Below are 26204 nucleotides of genomic sequence, written 5' to 3'. Positions count from 1 at the left end.
AAGGCGTTGAGAACAACAGACGTGCAGGGCGGCTCACCACCGCCCATAAAAAACCTCGCCGCGGCGAGGTTTTTTATTTTTACGCGTCGAAGGCGTTAATGACGACCCACATCGGCCCCTGGCCTACCGCGTAGCGGCCTTTCTCCGCCAGCAGCCCCTGTTCGCCTTCAATGCCGTAAACCGCAATGTGATGCGATTTCTGGCCGGCGGCAATCAGATACTGCCCGCTGTTGTCGATGTTAAAACCGCGCGGCTGGGTTTCGGTGGGCTGATGCCCCTGCACCGCCAGGACGCTGCCATCTTCGGAAACAGTAAAGACCGTCATCACGCTCGCGGTGCGATCGCAGGCGTAGAGATGACGGCCATCCGGCGTAATGTGAATATCCGCCGCCCAGCGGGTGTCGGAGAAATCGGCCGGCATCATATCCAGCGTTTGTACGCATTCGATATTGCCGTGCGGATCGCTCAGCGCCCAGACATCCACCGAGCTGTTCAGCTCATTCACACAGTAGGCGAACGGTTTGCTCGGGTGGAAGACCATATGGCGCGGCCCGGCACCCGCGACGGTGGTGACTTCCGCTGGCGTTTGCGGCTCAAGGTGGCCATCGTCTGTCAGCGTAAACAGGCAGATGCGATCCTGCTTCAGCGCAGGCACCCATAGCGTGCGGTTATCCGGGGAGATATTCGCGGAGTGGCAGCCTTCCAGCCCTTCTACCACCGTGACAGTCTCGCCCGGCAGGCCGTCGTTCAGGCGCACCACGCTTACGCTGCCCGCGTTATAGGAGCCGCTGAACAGGAAACGGCCGGTATGATCGGTCGAAATGTGCGTCGGGCTACCCGGCAGCGGCGCTTCGCCCGCCTCGCTGAGCGTGCCGTCATGGGCGGCGATGCGATACGCGATAACGCGAAACTCCGGGCGCACGCCAACGTACAGGAAACGCTTGTCAGGGCTGATGACCATCGGCTGAACCTGCCCTGGCGCATCCACCACCTGCAATAGCGTCAGCGTGCCCTGCGGCTCCAGACGCCAGACGTGGATCTGCTGGCTCTCCGGGCTTGCGGTATAAACGGTTTGTTTCATGAATACTCCTTGCTTCACTGAGCCTGAAAGACTGTTTCAAGGGTAGCGCGTTTTATCTTCCTGTGCCGACGCAGGCCTTGCGGGTTTCGCGCGATGTCTGTCGCGGTGTACCATCAACCGGATATTCTGACTGACGACTCTGGAAACCTGCATGACTTTTCGCGTAATCGCTCTCGACTTAGACGGCACATTGTTAACCGCTCAAAAAACCATCCTCCCGGAATCCCTCGATGCGCTGGCGCGCGCGAAATCCGCCGGGCTGAAACCGGTGATCGTCACCGGGCGCCACCATAATGCCATCCACCCTTTTTATCAGGCGCTGGCGCTTGATACACCTGCCATTTGTTGTAATGGCACTTATTTGTATGATTATCAAGCGGAAAAGGTCATTACGGCCAATCCGATGAGCCCGCAACAGGCTGAAGGGCTGCTGGAATTACTGAGCGACGCGGGAATACCGGCGCTGATGTATATGGATGACGCGATGCTGTATGAACACGCCTGCGGCCATATCGAGCGCACTCAGAACTGGGCGCTGCGCCTGCCCGAAGCCCAGCGCCCGGTGTTCCGTCAGGTCGATTCGCTGCGCGAAGCGGCCCGTTCGGTGGAGAATATCTGGAAATTCGCACTCACCGGAGAAGACATTCCGCGCCTGCAAAACCTCGCGCTGACCATTGAGCGCGAGCTGGGCCTCGCCTGCGAGTGGTCATGGCACGATCAGGTGGATGTGGCCGCCCCCGGCAACAGCAAAGGCAAACGCCTGGCACAGTGGGTGGAATCGCAGGGATTATCGATGGAGCAGGTGGTGGCGTTCGGGGATAACCATAACGACATTTCCATGCTGGAGCGCGCGGGGCTTGGCATCGCCATGGGCAACGCCGACGACATCGTGAAATCGCACGCCGACAAAGTCATCGGCCCCAATAGCGAGGCCAGCATTGCCGACGCGCTGCGTCAGTGGGTGCTTTAAGTCGTTATCGACACGCTTTTTATCTGGGCGTAGAGCCACAGGCCAGGCTTGATGGCCAGCTCGTCACGCGCCCAGGGGCTGATGCGCGCCCAGAGGGTGCGCGAGCCTACCTCCAGTTGCACTTCCACCTGCCCGTTGTCGTCGTAACACTGCGCCACACGGGCGCGCAGAATGTTGCGGATGCTGCTTTGCAGCGGCGGCTGTAGCACCAGCGACACGTCAGACGCCTGAATGCGAATGCGCAGCGCCGTCTGGAGCGGTTTTTCGATACGGTTAACCCACAGATGCTGATCGCCCAGCGCCAGCGCCGTCATGGCGTAGTGCGGATGATGCTCAAGCACTGTGACTTTCAGCACGCTGCTCTGCTGCTCGGGCGGCAGCCAGGGGTGCATCACGCTGCTACCCCAGATATCCTCCAGGCTGCCGAACGCTTTCACCTCGCCCTGCTCCAGCACCAGCACTTTATCGGCCAGATGCAGGATCTCCTCCAGCGAATGGCTGACGTAGAGCATCGGGATATTGATTTCGCGCGCCAGCCGTTGCAGATACGGCAACAGTTCGCGCTTGCGCGGCACGTCGAGCGAGGCGAGCGGTTCGTCAAGCAGCAGCAGCTCGGGCGCCGTCAGCAGTGCGCGGCCAATCGCCACGCGCTGTTTTTCACCGCCCGAGAGCGTCCCCGGCAAACGGTCGAGCAGCGGCTCAATGCCGAGCAGCGTCACCAGTTTGTCAAACTGCGACGCCATCTCTTTCGCCATGCCATATTTCAGGTTGCCGCGCACTTTATAGTGCGGAAAGAGGCGCGCATCCTGAAAGACATAGCCAACGCGGCGTTTTTCCGGCGGCAGAAAGGTGTCGGTTTCGGTGTCGCTCAGCACACGGTCGTTTAAGACGATGCGCCCGTGCTGCGGGCGGGTCAGCCCGCTTATCGCGTTAATCAGCGAGGTTTTGCCCGCGCCCGACACTCCAAACACGGCGGTAATGCCGCTCCCCGGCAGAGTTTCGTTAACCGTCAGGCGATGCTTGCCGAGCACCTGGGTGAAATTGAGTTCCAGCATCAGGACGCCCCCAGACGGCGGCGGCTCTGGCGCGCCAGCCATTCAGAAAACATCAGCGAACAGAGTGCCAGCACAATGGCGATAACGCACAGGCGCGCGGCGGCACCCTCGCCGCCCGGCGTCTGGATAAGCGTATACATCGCCGATGGCAGCGTGCGGGTTTCGCCCGGAATATTGGAAACAAAGGTAATGGTTGCGCCGAATTCGCCGAGCGAACGCGCAAAGGCCAGCACAGTGCCGACGATAATGCCCGGCAGCGTCAGCGGCAGCGTGATAGTGAAAAAAACACGCCAGCGGCTGGCTCCCAGCGTACGAGCCGCCGCCTCGAGACGAATATCGACCGCCTCCAGCGCCAGGCGAATGGCGCGCACCATCAACGGAAACGCCATCACCGCCGAGGCGAGCACCGCACCGCGCCAGGTGAACGCGAGCGTGATGCCAAAGAGATCGTAGAGCCATTCGCCTATCAGACCGCGGCGGCCAAACATCACCAGCAGCAGATAACCGACCACCACGGGCGGCAACACCAGCGGCAGATGAACCACGCCGTCCAGCAGCGTTTTGCCCGGGAAGGTGCAGCGCACCAGCACCCAGGCGAGAAGAACCCCGAAGGGCAAACTGATAAGTACCGCGAGTGTAGAGACTTTCAGGCTAAGCAGTACCGCCTGCCATTCGGGTTCCGTCAACATCATTGGCTGGTTGTAAATCCGTATCGTTTAAACACTGCGGCAGCTTCCGGGCCCTGCAGATAGCGGTAAAACGCGCTGACCGTCGGGTTGTTATGCCCGTCGATGATCGCCAGCGGGTATTCCACTTTCTGATGGGAATCCTCCGGGAAGGTGCCAACCACTTTCACACCGTGGCTCGCCACGGCGTCAGAACCATACACGATGCCCAGCGGCGCTTCGTCGCGCTCCACCAGCGCCAGCGCGCCGCGCACATCTTCCGCAGGCGCAAGCTGTGCGGAGAGCGTCTCCCACGCGCCGAGTTTTTGCAATGCCTCTTTGGCGTAAATCCCGGCAGGCACGTGCGCCGGATCGCCCACCGCCAGACGGCCGCCTTTCAGCAGGCTTTTCCAGTCGGTGCTGCGGTTGATCACGATATCGCCCTGCGTGCTTTTCGCCGGTGCCACCACCACAAGACTATTGCCGAGGAGCGTTTTACGGCTCGGCGCGTCAATCGCTTTTTTATCGGCGGCGTAATCCATCCACTTCTGATCGGCGGAGATAAAAATATCCGCCGGCGCCCCCGCTTCAATCTGGCGTGCGAGCGTGGAAGAGGACGCGAACGACGAAACCACTTTCACCTGATGCCCTTTGGCATAGTCTTTAGCGATATCCTGCAGCGCGTTGGTCAGCGACGCGGCGGCAAACACGGTGACCGTGTTGTCCTGCGCCAGAGAAGCGCCGACTGCGCCCGCGCTTAAGGTGACGCCGAGTGCCAGTTTTAACCACAATTTTGCCATGAGAGAGTCCTTACCGTTTCGTTATATATAAGACAATATAACGCTGCGGGCAGGGTTTTCCCAGCAATTATCTATCGGCAAAAAAAGCGGCGGCTTGAGGGTAGAGAAAGGAAAACGCCCGGCAAAGCCGGGCGCAGGGGGAATCAGCGGTGCTGTTTAGACTGGTCATTGTGACCGATGCCGGAGAAGATATTGAACACTTCACCGAGGCCCCAGATTAACCCCAGGATCACGGCCATCACCACCGGCACCATAATCACGGCAAATGCCAGACTTTTCAACAACTCGAACATGGTTGCCTCCTGAAAACAGTAAACCGTCATTCTAGCGGCATTGGCGCGAAACATCCTGCCCTTTTGTGCCATTTGCGCCGACCCGCCGCTTTCCTTCACAATAGCCTTTTGCCCGGCTGGAGGCCACCATGCAGGCCGATATTCTCCTTACGCTTAAACTGCACGACAAAATTTTTGCCGACCCACGGCGTATCAACCTGCTGAAACAGGTGGCGCTGACGGGCTCTATCAGCCAGGGCGCGAAGCTCGCGGGCATCAGCTATAAAAGCGCGTGGGACGCCATCAATGAGATGAATCAGCTTAGTGATAAACTGCTGGTGGAACGCGCCACTGGCGGCAAAGGTGGCGGCGGTGCGCAGGTGACGCCTTACGGCGAGCGGCTTATCGCGCTCTACGATCTGCTGGGGCAGATCCAGCAAAAGGCGTTTGACGCGCTTTCTGACGACGCGCTGCCGCTGGACAGCCTGCTGGCCGCCATCGCCCGCTTCTCGCTGCAAACCAGCGCCCGCAACCAGTGGTTCGGCGAAGTGGTCAGACGCGACGTCTGCCCGGTTCAGGAAACGATTGAGATTGCACTCGCCGGTAGCGGCACGCGAATCAACGCCGCGGTGACCGCGCAGAGCGCCGAGCGGCTGGCGCTTTCGCCGGGCAAAGAGGTGCTGGCGCTCGTGAAAGCGCCATGGGTGCATCTCGCCCGCGATCCGCAGGAGGCCGCTCACGCCGATAACCAGCTCGCCGGCACCATCAGCCATATCGCCCGTACCCCGCAGCACTGCGAAATTCTCCTGACGCTTAATGATGGCCAGACGCTCTGCGCCACGCTGACGCCAGAAGCCGCGCAGGCGTTAGACCCGCAGGAAGGCCTGGCGGTGACGGCCTGGTTTAACGCCGACAGCGTGATCGTCGCCACCCTCTGTTAACGCGCGTCGTTGACATTGCGCCGTGAAAAACGTATCCCTGTGGTTTTACGCTGCAAAAAATGGGATACGGGATGACAACGTTGCAAATTATGCAAGGCATGTTTCGCATTAGCGATACGCGCGCGCTTCATATTGAGGATCTGACTGTCCACGCAGGCGAAAGCTGGGCGTTTGTCGGTGCTAACGGCAGCGGCAAATCGTCCCTTGCGCGGGCGCTGGCGGGCGAGCTCACCACAGAGAAAGGCGAGCGCGTTTGTCACTTCTCCCGCATCGCCCTGCTCTCGTTTGAACAGTTGCAAAAGCTGGTCAGCGCCGAGTGGCAGCGCAATAACACCGATTTGCTGAGCCCGGATGAAGACGACACCGGACGCACCACCGCGCAGATTATTCAGGATGAAATCCATGATCCGGCGCGATGCGCGGCGCTGGCAGCGCGCTTCGGCATCGACGCGCTGCTGGCGCGGCGCTTTAAATATCTCTCCACCGGCGAAACCCGCAAAACGCTGCTTTGTCAGGCGCTGATGTCTCAGCCCGATTTGCTGATCCTCGATGAGCCATTCGATGGTCTCGACGTCGCCTCGCGCGAGCAGCTGGCGCGGCTGCTTGGCGAGCTGAGCGCGCAAGGCCTGACGCTGGTGCTCATTCTGAACCGCTTTGATGAAATTCCCGATTTTGTGCAGCACGCAGGTGTGGTGGCGGACTGCACGCTGGTAGAGACGGGCGATAAAGCCACACTGCTGAACCAGGCGCTGGTGGCGCAACTGGCCCACAGCGAGCGATTATCCGGCGTGAAACTGCCGGAGGCGGACGCCCCCGCGGCGCGCCACACGCTCAATGCCAGCGAGCCGCGCATTGTGCTGCGAAACGGCGTGGTTTCGTACAACGATCGCCCTGTCCTTAACAACCTGAGCTGGACGGTCAACCCCGGCGAACACTGGCAGATTGTCGGCCCCAACGGCGCGGGGAAATCGACGCTGTTGAGTCTGGTGACAGGCGATCATCCGCAGGGCTACAGCAATGACCTTACGCTCTTTGGCCGTCGTCGCGGCAGCGGCGAAACCATCTGGGATATCAAAAAGCATATCGGTTATGTGAGCAGCAGTTTGCATCTTGATTACCGCGTCAGTGCCTCGGTTCGCAGCGTGATCCTTTCCGGTTATTTCGACTCCATCGGGATTTATCAGGCCGTCTCGGACCGCCAGCAGCAGCTGACGCGCGAGTGGCTCGATATTCTCGGCATGGACGACGCCACCGCCGACGCGCCGTTTCACAGCCTCTCCTGGGGCCAGCAGCGGCTGGCGTTGATTGTACGCGCGCTGGTGAAACACCCGACGCTGCTTATCCTTGATGAGCCGTTGCAGGGGCTCGACCCACTGAACCGCCAGCTGGTACGCCGTTTTGTGGATGTGTTGATTAGCGAAGGCGAAACGCAGTTGCTGTTTGTCTCGCACCACGCCGAAGACGCGCCGCAGTGCATGACCCACCGTTTAACCTTCATTCCTGACGGCGACAGCTATCGTTATCAGTTCGATACGCTGCGTTAACACAGCGCATTCAGGCGGGCCGGGCGTTCCCTGCCCGCGCCCCGCTTTCACTTTCAGATTAGCTGCAAATGCGCGCTTCGCGTTTTGTTTTACAATGGCTTAGCGTTGTCAGCTAACGGAGTGAAAAGCAGTGTAAACGATTCCACTAATTTATCCCATGTCACACTTTTTAGCGCTCTGTTATGCTATGGTTAATACATACCATAAGCGTAATGGAGCCAAATATGCGAGTTCTGGTAACGGGTGGTAGCGGTTACATCGGAAGTCATACCTGTGTGCAACTGCTGCAAAACAATCATGATGTGGTCATCCTTGATAACCTCTGCAACAGTAAGCGCAGCGTTCTGCCGGTGATTGAGCGTCTGGGCGGTAAAGCCGCGACGTTTATCGATGGCGATATCCGCGATGAAGCGCTGCTGCGCGAGATTTTCCACGACTACGCCATCGACACGGTGATCCATTTCGCCGGTCTGAAGGCGGTCGGCGAATCCGTCGCGAAACCGCTTGAGTATTACGACAACAACGTCAACGGTACGCTGCGCCTGATCTCCGCGATGCGCGCCGCGGGCGTCACCAACTTTATTTTCAGCTCCTCCGCGACCGTTTACGGCGACCAGCCGAAAATCCCTTATGTCGAAAGTTTCCCGACCGGTACGCCGCAAAGCCCGTATGGCAAAAGCAAGCTGATGGTCGAGCAGATCCTGACCGACCTGCAAAAAGCCTGCCCGGAGTGGAGCATCGCGCTGCTGCGTTATTTCAACCCGGTGGGCGCGCATCCGTCGGGCGATATGGGCGAAGATCCGCAGGGCATCCCGAACAACCTGATGCCGTATATCGCGCAGGTGGCGGTCGGTCGTCGTGAGTCGCTGGCGGTTTTCGGTAATGATTACCCGACCAAAGACGGCACCGGCGTGCGCGACTATATCCATGTGATGGATCTCGCCGACGGCCACGTGGCCGCAATGCAACAACTGGCCGACAAGCCGGGCGTGCATATCTACAACCTCGGCGCGGGCGTCGGCAGCAGCGTGCTGGATGTCGTGAACGCGTTCAGCAAAGCCTGCGGCAAGCCTATCAATTATCACTTCGCGCCGCGCCGCGACGGCGACCTGCCCGCGTACTGGGCGGACGCCACCAAAGCAGACCAGGAGCTGAACTGGCGCGTGACGCGTTCATTACAGGAAATGGCGGACGACACCTGGCGCTGGCAGTCACGTCATCCCCAAGGTTATCCCGATTAAAGGAAGTCAGATGGAACAGTTTAACCCCGTGGATCATCCGCACCGTCGTTATAACCCGCTGACCGGACAATGGATTCTGGTTTCGCCGCATCGCGCCAAGCGCCCCTGGCAGGGGGCGCAGGAGACGCCTGCGAAACAGACGCTGCCGCAGCACGATCCCGATTGTTTTCTCTGCCCCGGCAACACCCGTGTTACCGGGGATAAAAACCCGCAGTACACCGGCACCTATGTGTTTACCAACGATTTCGCCGCGCTGATGACCGATACGCCGGACGCGCCGCAAAGCGCCGATCCGCTGATGCGTCTTGAAAGCGCCCGCGGCACCAGCCGCGTGATCTGCTTCTCGCCGGATCACAGCAAAACGCTGCCAGAGCTGACGCTGCCCGCGCTCGAAGAGGTGGTGAACACCTGGCAGACGCAGACAGCCGAGCTTGGCAAAACCTATCCGTGGGTACAGGTGTTTGAAAACAAAGGCGCGGCGATGGGCTGCTCCAACCCGCATCCGCACGGTCAGATCTGGGCTAACAGCTTTTTGCCGAATGAAGCCGAGCGTGAAGACCGGCTGCAGCGCGACTATTTCGAACAGCAAGGCTCGCCAATGCTGGTGGATTACGCACAGCGTGAACTGGCGGACGGCAGCCGCACGGTAGTTGAAACCGAACACTGGCTGGCGGTAGTGCCGTACTGGGCGGCGTGGCCGTTTGAAACGCTGCTGCTGCCGAAAACGCATATTCTGCGCATGACCGACCTGACTGACGCGCAGCGCAGCTGCCTCGCGCTGGCGCTGAAAAAACTCACCAGCCGCTACGACAACCTGTTCCAGACCTCATTCCCCTACTCGATGGGCTGGCACGGCGCGCCGTTCAATGGCGAAGAGAACACGCACTGGCAGCTTCACGCCCACTTCTACCCGCCGCTGCTGCGCAGCGCCACGGTCCGTAAATTTATGGTGGGGTATGAAATGCTGGCGGAAACCCAGCGCGATTTAACCGCCGAACAGGCGGCAGAGCGTCTGCGCGCCGTCAGCGACGTCCATTTTCGCGAATCCGGAGAATAACAATGAGCCTGAAAGAAAAGACACACGCCCTGTTTGCCGAAAAATTCGGCTACCCTGCGACCACCCACATTCAGGCACCGGGCCGCGTTAATCTTATCGGTGAGCACACCGACTATAACGACGGTTTCGTGCTGCCGTGCGCTATCGATTACCAGACGGTGATCAGCTGCGCGAAGCGTGACGACCGCCGCGTGCGCGTCGTTGCCGCCGATTACGATAACGAAACCGATGAGTTTTCTCTCGATGAGCCGATCCTGACGCACGACAGCCAGCAGTGGTCGAACTATGTGCGCGGCGTGGTGAAGCATCTGCAACAGCGCGATCCTGGCTTCGGCGGCGCCGATCTGGTGATCAGCGGCAATGTGCCGCAGGGCGCGGGCTTAAGCTCTTCGGCATCGCTGGAAGTCGCGGTCGGCACCGTGTTCCGCCATCTTTATCATCTCTCACTCGACGGCGCGCAGATTGCCCTGAACGGCCAGGAAGCGGAAAACCAGTTCGTCGGCTGCAACTGCGGGATCATGGATCAGCTTATCTCCGCGCTCGGTAAAAAAGACCATGCGTTGCTTATCGACTGCCGCAGCCTCGGCACCAAAGCGGTGCCGATGCCGCAGGGCGTCGCGGTCGTTATTATCAACAGTAATTTCAAACGTACGCTGGTCGGCAGCGAGTACAACACCCGCCGCGAGCAGTGCGAAACCGGCGCGCGTTTCTTCACGCAAAAAGCGCTGCGCGACGTGAGCCTGGATCAGTTTAACGCCGTGGCGCATGAGCTTGACCCGATCGTCGCTAAACGCGTGCGCCATGTGCTGACTGAAAACGCCCGCACCGTCGAAGCGGCTGATGCGCTGGCGAAAGGCGATCTGACCCGCATGGGCGAGCTGATGGCAGAATCTCACGCCTCCATGCGCGACGACTTTGAAATTACCGTTCCGCAGATCGATACTCTGGTAGAAATTGTGAAATCGGTTATCGGTGACAAAGGCGGCGTGCGCATGACGGGCGGCGGCTTCGGCGGCTGCGTCGTGGCGCTGGTGCCAGAAGCCCTCGTGCCGGAAGTGCAGGCTGCCGTGGAAGCGCAATATGAAGCGCGCACCGGTATTAAAGAAACGTTTTACGTGTGCAAACCTTCAGAAGGAGCAGGTCTGTGCTAAAAGAGACGCCACAACTGGCCCCGGATGGCCAGCCGTATCGTATCTCCACCCTGCGCAACGCCGCAGGGATGGTGGTCACCGTGATGGACTGGGGCGCGACGCTGCTGTCGGCCCGCGTCCCGATGAAAGACGCCAGCGTGCGCGAAACGCTGCTGGGCTGTCCGAGCCCGGAAATCTGGCTGGAGCAAACCGCGTTTCTCGGCGCGTCGGTGGGCCGTTACGCCAACCGCATCGCGCAGTCACGCTTTACGCTCGATGGCGAGACGTATTCACTGACGCCAAGCCAGGGCGAAAACCAGCTGCACGGCGGCCCGGAAGGGTTCGATAAACGCCGCTGGCGCATTGTGCGCCAGAACGGGCAGGAAGTGCTTTATACGCTGGATTCGCAGGATGGAGACCAGGGTTATCCCGGCGAGCTGCGTGCCACCGCGCATTTCCGCCTGACCGACGATAACCGCATCAGCATTGAATACCGCGCCCGCGTGGATAAACCGTGCCCGGTCAATCTCACGAACCATGCCTATTTCAACCTGGACGGCGAGCAGAACGACGTGCGCGATCATCGCCTGCAACTCTTCGCCGGACGCTATCTGCCGGTTGATGAGCAGGGCATTCCGCGCGAGGGGCTGGCGGATGTCGCGGGAACCGGTTTTGATTTCCGCGAGCCGAAAAAAATCGCGCAGGATTTCCTGAAAGACGAAGGTCAGCAGCGCGTAAAAGGCTATGACCACGCCTGGCTGCTGGACGCGAAAGGCGACGTGAATCAGCCGGCGGCGCATGTCTGGTCGAGCGATGAAAAGCTCAAGATGACGGTCTATACCACCGCCCCTGCGTTGCAGTTCTACTCTGGCAACTATCTGGAAGGCACGCCCGCCCGCGAACAGGGCACCTACAGCGCCTGGCAAGGGCTGGCGCTGGAGAGCGAATTCCTGCCGGACAGTCCTAACCACCCGGAATGGCCGCAGCCCGACTGCATTCTGCGCCCGGACCAGGAATACCAGAGCATCACGCAGTACCACTTTATTCCTCAGTAACGCAAAGCCCTCTTCAAAGAGGGCTTTTTTTCGCCATTTTGCTGTTATTACCGCCAGTTACTGACAAAAAAATCACGGCCCATTCACATGCGCCTTACACTGCACCGCTATTTTCGCTATGTTAAAGGTTTACGTTGCCGCTAACTTCAACACGGCAATATAATGATAACTGTTATCATTCAATCAGGCTTATGAAGGAGTAATACTATGGCTGTTACTAAGCTGGTTCTGGTTCGTCACGGCGAAAGCCAGTGGAACAACGAAAACCGCTTTACCGGTTGGTACGACGTTGACCTGTCTGAGAAAGGCGTCAGCGAAGCGAAAGCCGCAGGCAAGCTGCTGAAAGACGAAGGCTACAGCTTTGACTTTGCTTATACCTCCGTGCTGAAACGTGCCATCCACACGCTGTGGAACATCCTGGACGGGCTGGATCAGGCCTGGCTGCCGGTTGAAAAATCCTGGAAACTGAACGAGCGTCACTACGGCGCGCTGCAGGGTCTGAACAAAGCTGAAACCGCTGAAAAATACGGTGACGAGCAGGTGAAACAGTGGCGTCGCGGCTTCGCGGTGACTCCGCCGGCGCTGACCAAAGATGACGAGCGCTATCCGGGCCACGATCCGCGTTATGCGAAACTGAGCGAGCAGGAACTGCCGCTGACTGAGAGCCTGGCGCTGACCATCGATCGCGTTATCCCTTACTGGAATGAAACCATTCTGCCGCGCCTGAAAAGCGGTGAGCGCGTAATTATCGCCGCTCACGGTAACTCCCTGCGCGCGCTGGTGAAATACCTGGATAACATGAGCGAAGAAGAGATCCTTGAGCTGAATATCCCGACCGGCGTGCCGCTGGTGTATGAGTTCGACGAAAACTTCAAACCGATTAAGCACTACTATCTGGGTAACGCTGACGAGATCGCAGCGAAAGCGGCGGCTGTCGCAAACCAGGGTAAAGCGAAGTAATTCGCAACCGTAAGATGTGCAAAAGGCGTGGTGAAGACCACGCCTTTTTTATTGGCGGGTGCGTAAGACAGATATGGCGGGTGCGCTGCGCTTACCCGCCCTACGGCATACGGCATTTCACGTGGCATGGCGGGTGCGCTTTGCTTACCCGCCCTACTACGGTGCGAGAAGTATGTAGGGTGGGTAAGCATTAGCGCACCCACCAACACGAATTTAACCGCGACGCGCTTTCACGGCCTCGGCAAGCTGATGCAGGATGGCGTCGGTATCATCCCAGCCGATGCAGGCATCGGTCACGCTCTTGCCATACACCAGCGGCTCACCGCTCTCAAGGCTCTGATTGCCTTCCACCAGATGGCTTTCAATCATTACGCCCATAATGGCGCTTTCGCCACCGGCGATTTGCGCGCAGACATCCGTGCCGACCTCCATCTGCTTTTTAAACTGCTTGCTGGAGTTAGCATGGCTGAAATCGATCATCACCTGCGGCTTCAGGCCCGCTTTCTCAAGACCGGTTTTCACCTCAGCAACGTGCGCCGCGCTGTAGTTCGGCGTTTTACCGCCGCGCAGAATAATATGGCAATCGCTGTTACCGCTGGTGTTAACGATAGCCGAGTGGCCCCACTTGGTGACCGACAGGAAACAATGCGGCGCGCTGGCGGCGTTGATAGCGTCAATCGCTACTTTAATGGTGCCGTCGGTGCCGTTTTTAAAACCAACCGGACAGGAAAGCCCGGACGCCAGCTCGCGATGCACCTGGGATTCGGTAGTCCGCGCGCCGATAGCGCCCCAGCTCATTAAATCCGCCAGATACTGCGGCGTAATCATATCCAGGAACTCGCCCGCCGCCGGCAGGCCGGTGTCATTGATATCCAGCAGCAATTTACGCGCAATCTTCAGCCCATCGTTAATCTGGAAACTGTTATCCATATGCGGATCGTTGATAAGCCCCTTCCAGCCCACCGTGGTGCGCGGCTTCTCAAAATAGACGCGCATAACGATTTCCAGCTCATTCTTTAACGCCTTACGCAGCGGCAGTAGACGCGAGGCGTACTCCTTCGCCGCCATCGGATCGTGGATAGAACACGGGCCAATCACCACCAGCAGACGATCGTCGTCGCCATGCAGAATCTGATGAATCGCCTGGCGCGCCGCAGAAACCGTCTCGGCAGCCTTTTCAGTAGCGGGAAATTTTTCCAGGAGTGCGACAGGTGGGAGTAACTCATTGATGCCATTAATGCGTAAATCGTCGTTCTGATAAGTCATGATGGTTCCAGGAGGCCCTGCAGTTTTGTGGGAAAGCAATCCCCTCAATCTATCTTGTCGCGCCAGTAGTGTAAACACGCATTTACACTTCGCACGGAAAATTCCTGGAAGTTAACTTAAAAACGCCAGAAAGTAGCGTAAAGAGAGATCGAGTCTACACTTTTTAATTGTTAGCACTCTGTTTTATACATTTTACCGAATCACCTGCTGCCTTTGGGCGATGGTGTGGTTTATTCGACCGCAACACACGCGCTGATCAACTTTTTCACAGTGCACTGTTGGAAGAAGTTATCCAGCAATAACGACCAGAACAGGAGCATGACTATGAAACTGAATAAACTGACTTCACTCTTTCTGACCGCCACTCTGACTCTGGCCAGCGGCGCGGCGCTTGCCGCCGATTCCGGCTCATCGACTGGCGGTAGCGACACCGGCTCAGCAAACGCCGCCGCTAACGCAGGCCAGGTAGCGCCGGACGCTAAACAGAATGTCGCTCCGAACGGCGTGGATAACAACAATATCAACACTTCCGGCACTAACTCCGCAAACAGCGGCGTGAATACCGGCACCGGTACCGCCACGGGTACCTCTTCCGGCACCGCGCATAGCACCAGCGGTGAAGCGGGCGCGACCGGCAGCAGCACCTCCGGTTCTACCGGCAGCGTACAGTGTACTGGCGATGCCTGCCCGAGCACGTCTGGCAGCACCTCCCAGTAATCGTATTTAACGCCTGAATACAAAAGGAGAGCTTCGGCTCTCCTTTATTTTTGCTATTGTGGTAGCGCGCGGTGGCCGCGCAATTAACTGATATTGATAATCACAAAAATGTTGAGCGACACACGCTATGGCCCATTCCCATACCCATTCTCATTCACACGAGCCCCACGAGCATTCTCATAACAACTCCAACAGTAAACGCCTGCTGATTGCGTTTCTCATCACTGCCATTTTTATGGTGCTGGAGATTGCAGGCGGCCTGCTTTCCGGCTCGCTGGCGCTGCTCGCCGACGCGGGCCATATGTTTACCGACGCCGCTGCGCTGCTGGTAGCGCTCATGGCGGTGCGATTCGCCCGCCGCAGCCCGAATGCGCGTCACACCTTTGGGTTGCTGCGTTTAACCACCCTTGCCGCGTTTGTGAACGCACTGGCGCTGCTGGTAATTACGGTGATTATCGTCTGGGAGGCTATCGCGCGTTTTATTACGCCGGAGCCTGTCGCGGGCGCGCCGATGCTCGGTATCGCCATTGCAGGGCTGGTGGCGAACCTGCTCTCATTCTGGATTTTGCATCGCGGCAGCGATGAGAAAAACATGAACGTGCGCGCGGCAGCGTTGCATGTGCTGGGCGATCTTCTGGGCTCCGTCGGTGCGATTGTGGCGGCGGTGGTTATCCTCTGGACAGGCTGGACGCCAATCGACCCGATTCTTTCCATTCTGGTGTCGTGCCTGGTACTGCGCAGCGCCTGGCGGCTGCTTCAGGAGAGCATGAATGAATTGCTGGAAGGCGCGCCCCGCGCGGTAGATGTCGATCAACTGCGTCGCAGACTGGTACGTGAAATTCCGGAGGCGCGCGACGTACATCATGTGCACCTGTGGCTGGTAGGGGAAAAACCGGTGATGACGCTGCATGTACAGGTGATCCCGCCGCACGATCATGACGCCCTGATGGCGAGCATTCACGACTATCTGCGACACCACTACCAGATAGCCCATGCGACGGTACAGCTTGAGTACCAGTCATGCAGCGTTAAAGACTGTGATTTAAATGCCGGGGACGCGACACCGCACGCCCACGGCCATTCGCATTAATGAGACAGCGCGCGCGAGCCCCGCTCGTGCGCCGCTTTGATCCACATCCGGCTGCCGTTAAGCGCAATAAACGTCAGGATCAGATACTCAAGCGACATCGCATAAACGCCCTGGCGCGCGAAAATCACCACGCTGATGACGTTAATGATGACCCACAGCAGCCAGTTTTCGACATATTTACGGGTCATCAGGATCATTGCCACTACGGACAGAACCGTCATACAGGAATCCCAGAACGGGAAGGCGTCTGGCTGAAGCTGCGGCATAGCCACGTTAAGCCCAACCGCCTGCATGACCTGAACCGCGATACGCGTCAGGAACGCAAACGCCGGGTCAATCCAGACCGTCATCAGACCAATCGCCACCACGCAGACCGCCTGCCAGCCAAACGCTTTCGGGCGTGGCAGCCAGCGAATATGCAACGCCGCCTGGTTGTCGCTGCTCTGGCGCGACCATGCGTACCAGCCGTAAATATTCGCCGCAAAGAAAAAGACCTGTAGCAGCAGACTCGCATAGAGCTGGATCTGGAAGAAAATAATCGCAAACAGCGTGACGTTAATTAAACCGAACACATAGTTAACGATTTTCTCAAGGCTCGCCAGCCAGATACACAGCAGGCCCGCGAGCGTGCCGATGGCTTCAATCCATGATAATGAGTATCCGCCTTCGCCGAGCGGAATATGTACCAGAATGTTTTGTACGCTAAAAAAATCCATATCTCCCCGAAGCGTAAATTCTTACGCGTTTCCTTTAACCGAAAGACGAAGTGTAGCCGCAAAATCCAGCATGCGGTTAAGCGGCGTTAATGCGGCTTCTCGCAGGCGGGCGTCAACATGAATCTCATGAGCCGTACCGCCATGCTCAAGCGCCTCAGCGATGGCCTGAAGGCCATTCATCGCCATCCACGGACAGTGCGCGCAGCTACGGCAGGTTGCGCCCTCGCCTGCGGTCGGTGCTTCAAGCAGCGTTTTTTCCGGACACGCTTGCTGCATTTTGTAAAAAATGCCGCGATCGGTCGCCACAATCAGCTGCGGATGCGGCAGCGTTTTCGCGGCGTTAATCAACTGACTGGTGGAGCCTACGGCATCAGCCATATCGACAATCGCCTGCGGCGACTCCGGGTGTACCAGCACGGCGGCATCCGGATAAAGCGCTTTCATACGCGCCAGCGCCTGCGTTTTGAACTCATCATGCACGATGCAGGCACCCTGCCAGCAGAGCACATCGGCACCCGTCTGTTTCTGAACATAACGCCCCAGATGCCGGTCCGGCGCCCAGATAATTTTCTCGCCGAGACTATCAAGATGTTCAATCAGCTCTACGGCGATGCTGGAGGTCACGACCCAGTCGGCGCGGGCTTTCACCGCCGCCGAGGTATTGGCGTAAACCACGACGGTGCGATCCGGATGGCTGTCGCAAAACGCAGCGAATTCCTCTTCCGGGCAGCCGAGATCCAGCGAGCACTCTGCCTGTAGCGTCGGCATCAGAATGGTTTTTTCAGGGCTTAAGATTTTGGCGGTTTCACCCATAAAGCGCACGCCAGCGACCAGCAACGTAGTGGCAGGGTGATTCGCGCCGAAACGCGCCATCTCCAGTGAATCAGAAATACAGCCGCCCGTCTCTTCGGCCAGCGCCTGAATTTCCGGGTCGGTGTAGTAGTGCGCCACCATGACCGCGTTGCGCTCCTTAAGGAGACGCTTAATTTTTTCGCGGTAAATGGCTTTCTCATCCGCACTCAGCGGCACGGGCTTTGGCGGGAACGGATAAATTGCGGCCTCGGGATCGAACATTACACTCATTTGCACCATCTCGTTTTTTGCACTTAACTAAAGCCGCTTAACCGAGCCGTTGAAAGCCACCTGGCAGCTTCATTTGTTTTATATGCTAAACAAGATAGCGGATTGCACGGCAAAAGTCACAGGAAAAGGTGGCGTGGGGTGCGCGTGACGCATCATCGGATGAAAGAGATGAGCAAGCGTATGGCGGGAAGCATTTTGCAGCGTGGGATGAGGTTACGTCTGAAAAGCAAAAAGGCGCCTTTAGGGCACCTTTTTACACTGGTGGGTCGTGCGGGATGACTCGCTTCGCTCGCCCTTCGGGCCGTCGCCGCAAGCGGCTCCGTTGCCTCGCCATAAATGGCTCAGCCCGAACCTGCTGCAAGTTCGAATCTTTCTTACGTCCAGATAAGCAAAAAGGCGCCTTTAGGGCGCCTTTTTACACTGGTGGGTCGTGCAGGATTCGAACCTGCGACCAATTGATTAAAAGTCAACTGCTCTACCAACTGAGCTAACGACCCTTTCGGGAACTGCTTCTTTCAGAGGGAGGTAGTGGAAGATGTTTGCTGCTTTGCAGCATTATCCTTCACACCTGTCTTTAACACCCACGCTTTGAATGGTGGGTCGTGCAGGATTCGAACCTGCGACCAATTGATTAAAAGTCAACTGCTCTACCAACTGAGCTAACGACCCATTCGGGTGTTATCTGAAAGATTTACTGCTTTACCAACAAAAGCGTTGGCTGTTCGCGCATGTTTTCACATGAAGCGTTGGTGGGTCGTGCAGGATTCGAACCTGCGACCAATTGATTAAAAGTCAACTGCTCTACCAACTGAGCTAACGACCCGAGTGGTGGGTGATGACGGGATCGAACCGCCGACCCCCTCCTTGTAAGGGAGGTGCTCTCCCAGCTGAGCTAATCACCCGATACTACGCTGGTTTACTGCGTGTGGTCAGTCGTGGAGGGGATAACACTAACGAAGCGTTGCAACGTTGCCTTCACGATATCGCTCATTTAAACCACCTGAGCGAGTGGTGGGTCGTGCAGGATTCGAACCTGCGACCAATTGATTAAAAGTCAACTGCTCTACCAACTGAGCTAACGACCCACATTTTTGCCACCGCGGGTTTGTTTCGTATCCCGTGGCAACGGCGGCATATATTACTGATTTAAGATTCTGACGCAACAAAAATTTCGAGGCAGATCACTTAACTGCTTACGTTTCATGCGGCAAGACCAGAAATAATACGGTATCTGGTCAAGCCGCATGCATTACATCGCATTCAGGCGTTTTTGCGCCTGTTTTGCACCGTCGGTGCCAGGGTATTTGGAGATAACCTGCTGATAAACGGCCTTCGCTTTCGCGGTGTCGCCTTTATCCTGCATGATTACGCCGACCTTATACATCGCATCCGCCGCTTTCGGTGATTTAGGATAGTTCTTCACCACCGAGGCAAAGTAATACGCCGCGTCATCTTTCTTACCTTTGTTGTAATTCAACTGGCCGAGCCAGTAATGGGCGTTCGGCTGGTAAGTGGAATCCGGGTATTGCTTAATGAAATTGGAAAACGCGGTGATGGCTTCATCCTGACGGGATTTATCCTGCACCAGCGCGATAGCTGCGTTGTAATCGGTATTGGCATCCCCGCTTTGCGTCGGTGCGCTGGCTGCGGGCGCGGAGGCATTCGCATCCGGTGTGGCTTGCGCCGCGCCGTTTTGCGCCTGATCGCCGCCCTGCGCCGCTGCCGCTCCGCCATTGCCATTAGTCAGACTGTCCATCTGCAGCAAAATCTGCTTTTGACGTTCCACAATCTGGTTAAGCTGATACTGATTTTCCTGAATCTGACCGCGCAGGGAATCAATATCGGACTGGTTATCGGAGAGCTGCTGCTGAAGCTGGGTTAAAAGCTGACTGTGAGCGTTGGAAATACGCTCGAGTTGAACGACACGGTCTTCGACCGAGCCTGAGCCGACATCACTGATTGGCGCCTGGGCATTAGCGGCCCAGGGGGCCGCTACGCCAACCAGTAACGACAGACCCAACAGGTGATGTCTGAAGTTACTGATCATGCAATTCTCTTAGTAAACCAGTACGGCGCGACGGTTTTTGGCATATGCCGCTTCGTCGTGACCCAGTACTGCAGGTTTTTCTTTACCGTAAGAAACGATGGAGATCTGGTCAGCAGAAACGCCTTTACCCTGCAGGTACATCTTAACGGCGTTAGCACGACGCTCGCCCAGGGAGATGTTGTACTCCGGGGTGCCGCGCTCATCCGCGTGACCTTCAACAGTCACTTTGTAAGACGGGTTGCTACGCAGGAAGTTAGCGTGCGCATCCAGCATTGCAGCGAAGTCAGAACGGATGTCGTACTTGTCCAGATCGAAGTAAACGATGTTGTTCTGCTGCAGCTGCTGCATCTGCAGACGCGCCTGCTCTTCAGAAGACATGTTGCCGCCGTTGCCGTTCATACCAGTGCCGGCACCCAGCATGCCTTCGCCGCTCTGGTCATTGCTGGCGTTCTTGTTAGAAGAACACGCTGCGATTGCCATAACAGGCAGAGCGATCATCAGCCCTTTCAGCACTTTATTCAGTTGCATTTCTTTGATTCCTTTAGTAATCAATTAATTATTATTACAGATACGGCGACCAGGCAGGCGATTTTACCTGTCCATCAGTTGCCGGAAGACGCGCTTTGAAACGCCCATCTGTAGAAACCAGGTTCAGCACGGATCCCATCCCCTGAGAAGAGCTGTAGATAACCATAGTGCCGTTAGGTGCCAGACTTGGCGTTTCATCCAGGAACGTTGACGACAGCGTCTGTACGCCACCCGTTGCCAGATCCAGTTTAGCGATGTTCTGAGCGCCGCCATTGGAGCTCACCATCACCATAAATTTACCGTCGGAGCTGATGTCAGCGTCCTGGTTCTGAGAGCCTTCCCAGGTCACACGCTGCGGCGCACCGCCGTTAATGTTGACTTTATACACCTGCGGACGACCGGCCTGGTCAGAGGTATAGGCCAGCGTCTGGCTGTCCGGATACCAGGTCGGCTCGGTGTTGTTACTACGTCCGTCGGTCACCTGACGGATCTGGCCAGAGCCGATATCCATCACGTACAGGTTCAGACTGCCGGTTTTAGAGAGTGCGAAAGCCAGTTTGCTGCCATCCGGGGAGAACGCCGGCGCACCGTTGTGGCGCGGGAACGACGCAACCTGACGCACAGCGCCGTTTGCCAGCGTCTGGATAACCAGCGCAGAACGACCGCTTTCAAAGGTCACGTAAGCGAGTTTGCTGCCGTCCGGCGACCATGCCGGAGACATCAGCGGCTGCGGCGAACGGTGTACAACGAACTGGTTGTAACCGTCGTAGTCAGAGACGCGCAGTTCATACGGGAACTGACCGCCGTTGGTCTGAACCACATAAGCGATACGGGTGCGGAAAGCGCCTTTGATGCCGGTCAGCTTCTCAAACACTTCGTCGCTCGCAGTATGGCCTGCATAACGCAGCCACTGCTTGTTCACTTTGTAGGAGTTCTGAGCAAGCACGGTGCCCGGCGCGCCGCCGGTATCAACCAGCTGATACGCAACGGTATAGCTGCCGTCGCCGTTCGGCGTCACCTGCCCAACCACGACCGCGTCGATACCAAGCGCAGACCAGGCCGCTGGCTGAACTTCCTGTGCCGTCGCAGGCTGCTGCGGCAGACGAGAGCGATCGAGCGGATTGAATTTACCGCTGTTGCGCAGATCCGCCGCCACGATACCGCCGATATCTTCAGGCGCAGCACCCGGGCCTGCCCACTTGAACGGCACCACCCCAATCGGACGCGCCGAGTCAACCCCCTGGGTTATCTCGATGCGTACTTCTGCGTGCAGCACGGCTGCCCACAGCATCAGAAAACTAAATGCTAAACGTAATGCCTGCTTCATCATATCTCCCTTATCTGGACTCAGAGCCCACGATAATTTAGCAGAATGTTAACAAACTCAAAGATAGACAACCACATCACACACCGGCTTAAACCGGACAGTGAAGCCCGGTTTTACCGGAAATCACTGCGGTTTGAAAAGCAACGGCGCGTTTTTAAAGACTTCATAAACAGCCTGGCTCGGCGGTTTAGGAATCTTCGCCTGTCGGGCGGCGGAAATGGCTGCCTGGCAAAGCGCAGGATCGCCCCCTTCCGACTGGATATCCAGCAGTAAGCCATCCGGTGCAAGTTTAATACGCAGCGTACAGGTTTTGCCTGAATACGATGACGCATCGTAGAACTTGCTTTCAATGGCCGACTTTATCTGCGAGGCGTAGCCATTGATTTCAGCGCCGCTGGCACCGTTGTTCTTACTATTACCGCTTCCCGCCGGCGCTGCATTACTGCCTTTCGCCCCGCCGCCGGTTTTCGGCGCATTCTTACCTGAGCTGAGATCGCCAAGCAGATCGTCAACGCCTTCCGCCGCGGCCGCTTTCTCTGCAGCGGCTTTCGCAGCTGCGGCTTTCTTCGCCGCCGCTTTTTCGGCGGCCGCTTTCTTATCAGCAGCGGCTTTCTCAGCGGCAGCTTTTTCCGCGGCCGCTTTTTCAGCCGCCGCTTTCTTCTCAGCGGCGGCTTTCTCTGCCGCAGCGGCTTTTTCTGCTGCCGCTTTTTCGGCTGCCGCCTTCTTAGCAGCCTCAGCGGCCGCTTTCTTCTCGGCGTCCTGCTGGGCTTTTTTCGCCGCATCGGCAGCCGCTTTTTTCTCTGCCTCTTCCTGCGCTTTCTTCGCGGCAGCGGCGGCTTTAGCGGCCTCCTCCTGCGCTTTTTTCTGCGCGTCGGCAGCGGCTTTCTTCGCCGCTTCTTCCGCGGCTTTCGCCTGGGCGTCAGCTTTCGCTTTCGCGTCTGCTGCGGCTTTAGCTGCCGCCTCTTCCGCCTGCTTTTGCTGTTCCTGCGCGCGCTTCGCGGCTTCTTCAGCCTGTTTCTGCTGTTCCGCCTGCTGCTGCGCTTTCTCCTGCGCCTCAAGGCGCTCCTGCTCAAGCTTTTTCAGGCGTTCTTGTTCGGCGGCCTGTTTCTCGCGCAGTTCTTCCGCCTGCTGCTGCGCCTGTTTCTCACGCTGCTCGGCGGCTTGTTTAGCGCTTGCCTGCTGTTGCTGCTGGCGGTTGTACTGCTGCACTACCGCACCGGGATCGACCATCACGGCGTCGATAGCCGATCCGCCGCCGCCGCCCGCCGCGTCTTCATTGATATGCTCATCGAACGAACTCCAGATCAGCAGTGCAATGAGCAATACATGCAGCACTACGGAAATGATGATCGCGCGTTTCAGCTTATCGTTTTGTTCGGTTGCCTTTGCCACTCTCGGTTTCCAAAACTTATAGCCCTGTCAGGCGGTGGATCAGATAGGCTGCGTCATCAAGCCGACAGATTTCACGCCAGCCTGATGTAACAGGTTCAGCGCTTTAATAATCTCGTCGTAAGGAACCTCTTTGGCGCCACCGATTAAAAAGACCGTTTTTGGATTTTCCTGCAGGCGACGCTGCGCCTCGGCAACAATTTGCTCGGCAGGCAGTTGATCCATACGATCTTTTTCCACCACCACGCTGTACTGACCCACGCCGGAGACTTCAATAATCACCGGCGGGTTGTCATTGCTGCTGACGGTCTGGGAATCCGTGGCGTCCGGCAAATCCACTTCCACGCTCTGGGTGATGATGGGCGCTGTCGCCATAAAAATCAGCAGCAGCACCAGCAGCACGTCCAGCAGCGGGACGATGTTGATTTCAGATTTCAGATCACGACGACCACGTCCACGTGTTCTGGCCATGGCTTACCCCTTGTTGCTTTCGGTGCTGGTGCTGGTGAAAGCCTGGCGATGCAGGATAGCCGTGAACTCTTCCATAAAGTTGTCGTAATTCAGCTCCAGCTTGTTCACGCGCTGGTTCAGACGGTTGTAGGCCATCACCGCCGGGATTGCGGCGAACAGACCAATTGCCGTCGCGATAAGCGCTTCCGCGATACCCGGCGCCACCATTTGCAACGTCGCCTGCTTCACCGCGCCCAGCGCGATAAAGGCGTGCATGATCCCCCACACGGTGCCGAACAGACCGATGTACGGGCTGATGGAACCTACGGTGCCGAGGAACGGGATATGTGTTTCGAGGGTTTCAAGCTCGCGATTCATCGAAATACGCATCGCGCGCGACGCCCCTTCGACAATCGCTTCCGGCGCATGGCTGTTAGCGCGATGCAGACGAGCGAACTCTTTAAAACCTGCGTAGAAGATCTGCTCGGAGCCGGAGAGGTTTTCGCGACGCCCCTGGCTCTCCTGATACAGGCGAGAAAGTTCGATGCCCGACCAGAATTTATCTTCAAAGGCTTCCGCTTCACGCGACGCGGCATTGAGGATGCGCGTTCGCTGAATAATGATGGCCCAGGACGCGATTGAAAAACCAATCAAAATCAACATGATAAGTTTGACCAGAAGACTTGCCTTCAGGAACAAATCAAGGATATTCATGTCAGTCACTGCTTGAACTCCGCGACAATAGACTTGGGAAGCGCACGAGGCTTCATTAAGAGTGGATCAACGCAGACAATCAGCACCTCGGCTTCATTGAGGAGCTGGTTTTCCGCGTTAACAATCCGTTGCCTGAACACCATGGAGGTGCCACGCAGCGTTGTAATTTCGGTCTGGACTTCGAGCATATCGTCGAGTCGGGCAGGCGCAAGATATTCAAGCGACATCCTGCGAACCACAAAGGCTACTCGCTCCGCCAGTAAATCTTGCTGACTAAAGTGGTGGTGGCGCAGCATCTCTGTGCGTGCTCTTTCATAAAAGGCGACGTAACTGGCGTGATAAACCACACCACCGGCGTCGGTGTCTTCGTAATAGACACGAACCGGCCATCGAAACAGCGTTGTGCTCACTCTACATCCCGGTAATGCAAATAAACTCTGCTACTATACGCAAGTGAATGTGGGTTGGGAATGGGGAGAAGTAAACGGAGAGTAAATATTTATGGGCTCCTGAAAGCCCATAGAATCACTGATGTTGCCGCATTCAGGCGAAGAAAAAAATCAACCCGGCCAGCATCACCAGAAAGGCGATCAGCGGACAGAAAATGCCTTGCCAGTGGACAGCGCGAAGACGAAAGCCCACGCCGTGAATCACACCCGCGCAGACGGCCCACATCAGGAACAAGCCCTGCCAGATTTCAAGACCGCTGGTCTTCGCCGCGAAGCGCGACGGGTCCCAGAAGATGCAACCCGCCAGCACCAGCGCCATGATTAAGGAAAGAGCCCTTAACGGGCTCTTATCCATCAGCGCGTAAAGCGCGGTAATGAGGCGTTTCATCACGACTCGACTTTACCGGCTTTGGTCGCTTCAACGTGTTCCAGCGCCAGCGCGGTAATGATCCCGAAAGCACAGGCAAGAAGCGTTCCGAGAATCCAGGCGAAATACCACATAGTCAGCTCCTTATTAGTACAGAGAATGCGTGTTGCTTTCGATATGCTCTTTGGTGATACGACCAAACATTTTCCAGTAACACCAGGTGGTGTAGAGCAAAATAATCGGTACGAACACCGCGGCGACATAGGTCATCACGGTCAGCGTCAGCTGGCTGGAGGTCGCGTCCCACATCGTCAGGCTGGCGTTCAGCATAGTGCTGGACGGCATGATGAACGGGAACATCGCGATACCGGCAGTCAGGATAACGCAGGCGAGCGTCAGTGAAGAGAACACAAACGCCCACGCGCCTTTCTCCAGACGCGACGCCAGCACGGTCAGCAGCGGCAGCACGACGCCCAGCGCAGGGATCGCCCACAGAGCCGGCATGTTGTTAAAGTTAGCAAACCAGGCACCCGCCTGACGAACCACTTCTTTGTTCATCGGGTTAGACGCCGCACGCGGATCGATAGCGGAGGTCACCACATAACCATCAATACCGTACATCACCCAGACGCCCGCCAGCACGAAGCAGACCATCATCACCAGGGCTGAAATCTGCGCGGTGGTGCGGGAACGCAGGTGCAGCTCGCCGGTGGTACGCATTTGCAGATAAGTCGCGCCCTGCGTCAGGATCATCGCCACGCTCACAACACCTGCCAGCAAGCCAAACGGGTTCAGCAGCTGGAAGAAGTTACCGGTGTAGAACATGCCCTGATATTTATCAAAGTGGAACGGCACGCCCTGCAGCAGGTTACCGAACGCCACGCCAATCACCAGCGGCGGCACGAAGCTACCGGCGAACACGCCCCAGTCCCACATGTTACGCCAGCGCATATCTTCAATCTTCGAGCGGTAGTCAAAACCGACCGGACGGAAGAACAGCGAGGCGAGCACCAGGATCATCGCGACATAAAAACCAGAGAACGCGGCGGCATACACCAGCGGCCAGGCCGCGAACAGCGCGCCGCCTGCGGTAATAAGCCATACCTGGTTGCCGTCCCAGTGCGGCGCGATGGAGTTAATCATCACGCGGCGCTCGGTATCGGTGCGTCCCAGGATGCGGGTCAGCATGCCGACCCCCATATCAAAACCATCGGTAACCGCAAAACCAATCAGCAGAATGCCAACCAGCAGCCACCAGACCAAACGTAGTACTTCATAATCGATCATTTT

28 protein-coding genes and 5 tRNA genes are annotated in these 26204 nt (G+C 57.4%); 10 read left to right on the top strand and 23 right to left on the bottom strand.

The window, feature by feature from the left end; genetic code table 11:
- Positions 1–79 precede the first annotated feature (79 nt).
- Positions 80–1081: a 6-phosphogluconolactonase gene (pgl, locus tag ACUW6V_RS05560; RefSeq protein ID WP_076736504.1), complete on the bottom strand. Its 1002-nt coding sequence runs from the start codon at positions 1079–1081 to the stop codon at positions 80–82.
- A gap of 151 nt (positions 1082–1232) precedes the next feature.
- On the opposite strand from pgl, the gene ACUW6V_RS05555 reads away from it, so the two are divergent.
- Positions 1233–2051, top strand: a complete 819-nt coding sequence (locus tag ACUW6V_RS05555) for a pyridoxal phosphatase (protein ID WP_105546708.1) — start codon at positions 1233–1235, stop codon at positions 2049–2051.
- Here ACUW6V_RS05555 and modC read toward each other — a convergent pair.
- From modC to ACUW6V_RS05535, 4 genes are all read right to left on the bottom strand, one after another.
- Positions 2048–3106, bottom strand: a complete 1059-nt coding sequence (gene modC, locus ACUW6V_RS05550) for a molybdenum ABC transporter ATP-binding protein ModC (protein WP_004386736.1) — start codon at positions 3104–3106, stop codon at positions 2048–2050. The genes ACUW6V_RS05555 and modC overlap by 4 nt on opposite strands.
- Complete coding sequence (gene modB / locus ACUW6V_RS05545; RefSeq protein ID WP_088275422.1) at positions 3106–3798, bottom strand: molybdate ABC transporter permease subunit; 693 nt, start codon at positions 3796–3798, stop codon at positions 3106–3108. Before modB ends, modC begins: the two co-directional genes overlap by 1 nt.
- Entirely contained in the window at positions 3795–4571 is a 777-nt protein-coding gene (gene modA / locus ACUW6V_RS05540; RefSeq protein WP_454038103.1) for a molybdate ABC transporter substrate-binding protein, read from the bottom strand. The genes modB and modA overlap by 4 nt, the downstream gene beginning before the upstream one ends.
- Positions 4572–4714: 143 nt before the next feature.
- Complete coding sequence (locus ACUW6V_RS05535; RefSeq protein ID WP_454038102.1) at positions 4715–4864, bottom strand: AcrZ family multidrug efflux pump-associated protein; 150 nt, start codon at positions 4862–4864, stop codon at positions 4715–4717.
- Between the two features lie 128 nt (positions 4865–4992).
- On the opposite strand from ACUW6V_RS05535, the gene modE reads away from it, so the two are divergent.
- The 7 genes from modE (at position 4993) to gpmA (ending at position 12771) form a co-directional block, all read left to right on the top strand.
- Positions 4993–5784, top strand: a complete 792-nt coding sequence (modE, locus tag ACUW6V_RS05530) for a molybdenum-dependent transcriptional regulator (RefSeq protein ID WP_454038101.1) — start codon at positions 4993–4995, stop codon at positions 5782–5784.
- A gap of 71 nt (positions 5785–5855) precedes the next feature.
- Positions 5856–7328 (top strand): molybdate ABC transporter ATP-binding protein ModF, encoded by a 1473-nt coding sequence (gene modF, locus ACUW6V_RS05525; protein WP_454038100.1) that lies wholly within the window; start codon positions 5856–5858, stop codon positions 7326–7328.
- A gap of 224 nt (positions 7329–7552) precedes the next feature.
- Entirely contained in the window at positions 7553–8569 is a 1017-nt protein-coding gene (gene galE, locus ACUW6V_RS05520) for a UDP-glucose 4-epimerase GalE (protein WP_004386741.1), read from the top strand.
- 10 nt (positions 8570–8579) lie between these two features.
- Positions 8580–9626, top strand: a complete 1047-nt coding sequence (gene galT, locus ACUW6V_RS05515) for a galactose-1-phosphate uridylyltransferase (RefSeq protein WP_105545705.1) — start codon at positions 8580–8582, stop codon at positions 9624–9626.
- Between the two features lie 2 nt (positions 9627–9628).
- The gene (gene galK, locus ACUW6V_RS05510) at positions 9629–10777 is read left to right on the top strand and encodes a galactokinase (RefSeq protein ID WP_007888540.1); all 1149 of its coding nucleotides are present in this window, start codon (positions 9629–9631) and stop codon (positions 10775–10777) included.
- Positions 10771–11811, top strand: a complete 1041-nt coding sequence (galM, locus tag ACUW6V_RS05505) for a galactose-1-epimerase (protein WP_105571751.1) — start codon at positions 10771–10773, stop codon at positions 11809–11811. Before galK ends, galM begins: the two co-directional genes overlap by 7 nt.
- Before the next feature lie 207 nt (positions 11812–12018).
- On the top strand, positions 12019–12771 hold the full coding sequence (gene gpmA, locus ACUW6V_RS05500) for a 2,3-diphosphoglycerate-dependent phosphoglycerate mutase (RefSeq protein WP_004386744.1): 753 nt from the start codon (positions 12019–12021) through the stop codon (positions 12769–12771).
- Positions 12772–12984: 213 nt separating this feature from the next.
- On the opposite strand, the gene aroG is transcribed toward gpmA, so the two are convergent.
- Positions 12985–14037: a 3-deoxy-7-phosphoheptulonate synthase AroG gene (gene aroG / locus ACUW6V_RS05495; protein WP_454038099.1), complete on the bottom strand. Its 1053-nt coding sequence runs from the start codon at positions 14035–14037 to the stop codon at positions 12985–12987.
- 324 nt (positions 14038–14361) lie between these two features.
- Between aroG and ACUW6V_RS05490 the strand changes: the two genes are divergently transcribed.
- Together ACUW6V_RS05490 and zitB are read left to right on the top strand one after the other, a co-directional pair.
- Positions 14362–14754: a protein YbgS gene (locus tag ACUW6V_RS05490; protein WP_014729294.1), complete on the top strand. Its 393-nt coding sequence runs from the start codon at positions 14362–14364 to the stop codon at positions 14752–14754.
- A gap of 127 nt (positions 14755–14881) precedes the next feature.
- Positions 14882–15844, top strand: coding sequence for a CDF family zinc transporter ZitB (gene zitB / locus ACUW6V_RS05485; protein ID WP_012125322.1), 963 nt, complete (start codon positions 14882–14884; stop codon positions 15842–15844).
- Here zitB and pnuC read toward each other — a convergent pair.
- The 17 genes from pnuC to cydB form a co-directional block, all read right to left on the bottom strand.
- Positions 15841–16560, bottom strand: a complete 720-nt coding sequence (gene pnuC, locus ACUW6V_RS05480) for a nicotinamide riboside transporter PnuC (protein ID WP_454038098.1) — start codon at positions 16558–16560, stop codon at positions 15841–15843. The genes zitB and pnuC overlap by 4 nt on opposite strands.
- A 21-nt stretch (positions 16561–16581) precedes the next feature.
- Positions 16582–17643 (bottom strand): quinolinate synthase NadA, encoded by a 1062-nt coding sequence (nadA, locus tag ACUW6V_RS05475; RefSeq protein ID WP_004386749.1) that lies wholly within the window; start codon positions 17641–17643, stop codon positions 16582–16584.
- A gap of 421 nt (positions 17644–18064) precedes the next feature.
- A tRNA-Lys gene (locus ACUW6V_RS05470) sits at positions 18065–18140 on the bottom strand.
- A 96-nt stretch (positions 18141–18236) separates the two neighbouring features.
- Positions 18237–18312, bottom strand: a tRNA-Lys gene (locus ACUW6V_RS05465).
- A 78-nt stretch (positions 18313–18390) separates the two neighbouring features.
- Positions 18391–18466, bottom strand: a tRNA-Lys gene (locus tag ACUW6V_RS05460).
- Between the two features lie 3 nt (positions 18467–18469).
- Positions 18470–18545 (bottom strand) — tRNA-Val (locus ACUW6V_RS05455).
- A 107-nt stretch (positions 18546–18652) separates the two neighbouring features.
- Positions 18653–18728 (bottom strand) — tRNA-Lys (locus tag ACUW6V_RS05450).
- Between the two features lie 164 nt (positions 18729–18892).
- Positions 18893–19690 (bottom strand): cell division protein CpoB, encoded by a 798-nt coding sequence (gene cpoB / locus ACUW6V_RS05445; RefSeq protein WP_014729296.1) that lies wholly within the window; start codon positions 19688–19690, stop codon positions 18893–18895.
- A gap of 9 nt (positions 19691–19699) precedes the next feature.
- Positions 19700–20218 carry a peptidoglycan-associated lipoprotein Pal gene (gene pal / locus ACUW6V_RS05440; RefSeq protein ID WP_004386751.1) on the bottom strand — a complete coding sequence of 173 codons (519 nt, stop codon included), beginning with the start codon at positions 20216–20218 and terminating at the stop codon, positions 19700–19702.
- A 34-nt stretch (positions 20219–20252) separates the two neighbouring features.
- Positions 20253–21545 (bottom strand): Tol-Pal system beta propeller repeat protein TolB, encoded by a 1293-nt coding sequence (tolB, locus tag ACUW6V_RS05435; RefSeq protein ID WP_004386752.1) that lies wholly within the window; start codon positions 21543–21545, stop codon positions 20253–20255.
- A gap of 123 nt (positions 21546–21668) precedes the next feature.
- Positions 21669–22937 (bottom strand): cell envelope integrity protein TolA, encoded by a 1269-nt coding sequence (gene tolA / locus ACUW6V_RS05430; RefSeq protein WP_032990131.1) that lies wholly within the window; start codon positions 22935–22937, stop codon positions 21669–21671.
- Positions 22938–22976: 39 nt separating this feature from the next.
- The gene (gene tolR, locus ACUW6V_RS05425; protein WP_004387901.1) at positions 22977–23405 is read right to left on the bottom strand and encodes a colicin uptake protein TolR; all 429 of its coding nucleotides are present in this window, start codon (positions 23403–23405) and stop codon (positions 22977–22979) included.
- A 3-nt stretch (positions 23406–23408) separates the two neighbouring features.
- Positions 23409–24107, bottom strand: coding sequence for a Tol-Pal system protein TolQ (gene tolQ, locus ACUW6V_RS05420; RefSeq protein ID WP_004387902.1), 699 nt, complete (start codon positions 24105–24107; stop codon positions 23409–23411).
- On the bottom strand, positions 24104–24508 hold the full coding sequence (gene ybgC / locus ACUW6V_RS05415) for a tol-pal system-associated acyl-CoA thioesterase (RefSeq protein WP_004387903.1): 405 nt from the start codon (positions 24506–24508) through the stop codon (positions 24104–24106). Before ybgC ends, tolQ begins: the two co-directional genes overlap by 4 nt.
- Before the next feature lie 133 nt (positions 24509–24641).
- Positions 24642–24935 (bottom strand): cyd operon protein YbgE, encoded by a 294-nt coding sequence (gene ybgE / locus ACUW6V_RS05410; protein WP_004387904.1) that lies wholly within the window; start codon positions 24933–24935, stop codon positions 24642–24644.
- Positions 24935–25048, bottom strand: a complete 114-nt coding sequence (gene cydX, locus ACUW6V_RS05405) for a cytochrome bd-I oxidase subunit CydX (protein ID WP_004387905.1) — start codon at positions 25046–25048, stop codon at positions 24935–24937. The genes ybgE and cydX overlap by 1 nt, the downstream gene beginning before the upstream one ends.
- Positions 25049–25061: 13 nt before the next feature.
- Positions 25062–26201: a cytochrome d ubiquinol oxidase subunit II gene (gene cydB / locus ACUW6V_RS05400; RefSeq protein ID WP_007848415.1), complete on the bottom strand. Its 1140-nt coding sequence runs from the start codon at positions 26199–26201 to the stop codon at positions 25062–25064.
- Between the last annotated feature and the right edge of the window lie 3 nt (positions 26202–26204).

Source organism: Cronobacter sp. 153480017-3 (genome assembly GCF_053627815.1).
This window is presented reverse-complemented; position numbering and strand designations above follow the sequence as displayed.

Coding starts and splice junctions, on each gene's coding strand:
- ACUW6V_RS05555 (WP_105546708.1), top strand. CDS start 1,233: ATGACTTTTCGCGTAATCGCTCTCGACTTAGACGGCACATTGTTAACC.
- modC (WP_004386736.1), bottom strand. CDS start 3,106: ATGCTGGAACTCAATTTCACCCAGGTGCTCGGCAAGCATCGCCTGACG.
- cpoB (WP_014729296.1), bottom strand. CDS start 19,690: ATGATCAGTAACTTCAGACATCACCTGTTGGGTCTGTCGTTACTGGTT.
- tolR (WP_004387901.1), bottom strand. CDS start 23,405: ATGGCCAGAACACGTGGACGTGGTCGTCGTGATCTGAAATCTGAAATC.
- nadA (WP_004386749.1), bottom strand. CDS start 17,643: ATGAGTGTAATGTTCGATCCCGAGGCCGCAATTTATCCGTTCCCGCCA.
- galE (WP_004386741.1), top strand. CDS start 7,553: ATGCGAGTTCTGGTAACGGGTGGTAGCGGTTACATCGGAAGTCATACC.
- pal (WP_004386751.1), bottom strand. CDS start 20,218: ATGCAACTGAATAAAGTGCTGAAAGGGCTGATGATCGCTCTGCCTGTT.
- pnuC (WP_454038098.1), bottom strand. CDS start 16,560: ATGGATTTTTTTAGCGTACAAAACATTCTGGTACATATTCCGCTCGGC.
- modA (WP_454038103.1), bottom strand. CDS start 4,571: ATGGCAAAATTGTGGTTAAAACTGGCACTCGGCGTCACCTTAAGCGCG.
- ACUW6V_RS05535 (WP_454038102.1), bottom strand. CDS start 4,864: ATGTTCGAGTTGTTGAAAAGTCTGGCATTTGCCGTGATTATGGTGCCG.
- zitB (WP_012125322.1), top strand. CDS start 14,882: ATGGCCCATTCCCATACCCATTCTCATTCACACGAGCCCCACGAGCAT.
- modE (WP_454038101.1), top strand. CDS start 4,993: ATGCAGGCCGATATTCTCCTTACGCTTAAACTGCACGACAAAATTTTT.
- galT (WP_105545705.1), top strand. CDS start 8,580: ATGGAACAGTTTAACCCCGTGGATCATCCGCACCGTCGTTATAACCCG.
- ACUW6V_RS05490 (WP_014729294.1), top strand. CDS start 14,362: ATGAAACTGAATAAACTGACTTCACTCTTTCTGACCGCCACTCTGACT.
- tolB (WP_004386752.1), bottom strand. CDS start 21,545: ATGAAGCAGGCATTACGTTTAGCATTTAGTTTTCTGATGCTGTGGGCA.
- ybgE (WP_004387904.1), bottom strand. CDS start 24,935: ATGAAACGCCTCATTACCGCGCTTTACGCGCTGATGGATAAGAGCCCG.
- galK (WP_007888540.1), top strand. CDS start 9,629: ATGAGCCTGAAAGAAAAGACACACGCCCTGTTTGCCGAAAAATTCGGC.
- cydX (WP_004387905.1), bottom strand. CDS start 25,048: ATGTGGTATTTCGCCTGGATTCTCGGAACGCTTCTTGCCTGTGCTTTC.
- modF (WP_454038100.1), top strand. CDS start 5,856: ATGACAACGTTGCAAATTATGCAAGGCATGTTTCGCATTAGCGATACG.
- cydB (WP_007848415.1), bottom strand. CDS start 26,201: ATGATCGATTATGAAGTACTACGTTTGGTCTGGTGGCTGCTGGTTGGC.
- aroG (WP_454038099.1), bottom strand. CDS start 14,037: ATGACTTATCAGAACGACGATTTACGCATTAATGGCATCAATGAGTTA.
- gpmA (WP_004386744.1), top strand. CDS start 12,019: ATGGCTGTTACTAAGCTGGTTCTGGTTCGTCACGGCGAAAGCCAGTGG.
- pgl (WP_076736504.1), bottom strand. CDS start 1,081: ATGAAACAAACCGTTTATACCGCAAGCCCGGAGAGCCAGCAGATCCAC.
- modB (WP_088275422.1), bottom strand. CDS start 3,798: ATGATGTTGACGGAACCCGAATGGCAGGCGGTACTGCTTAGCCTGAAA.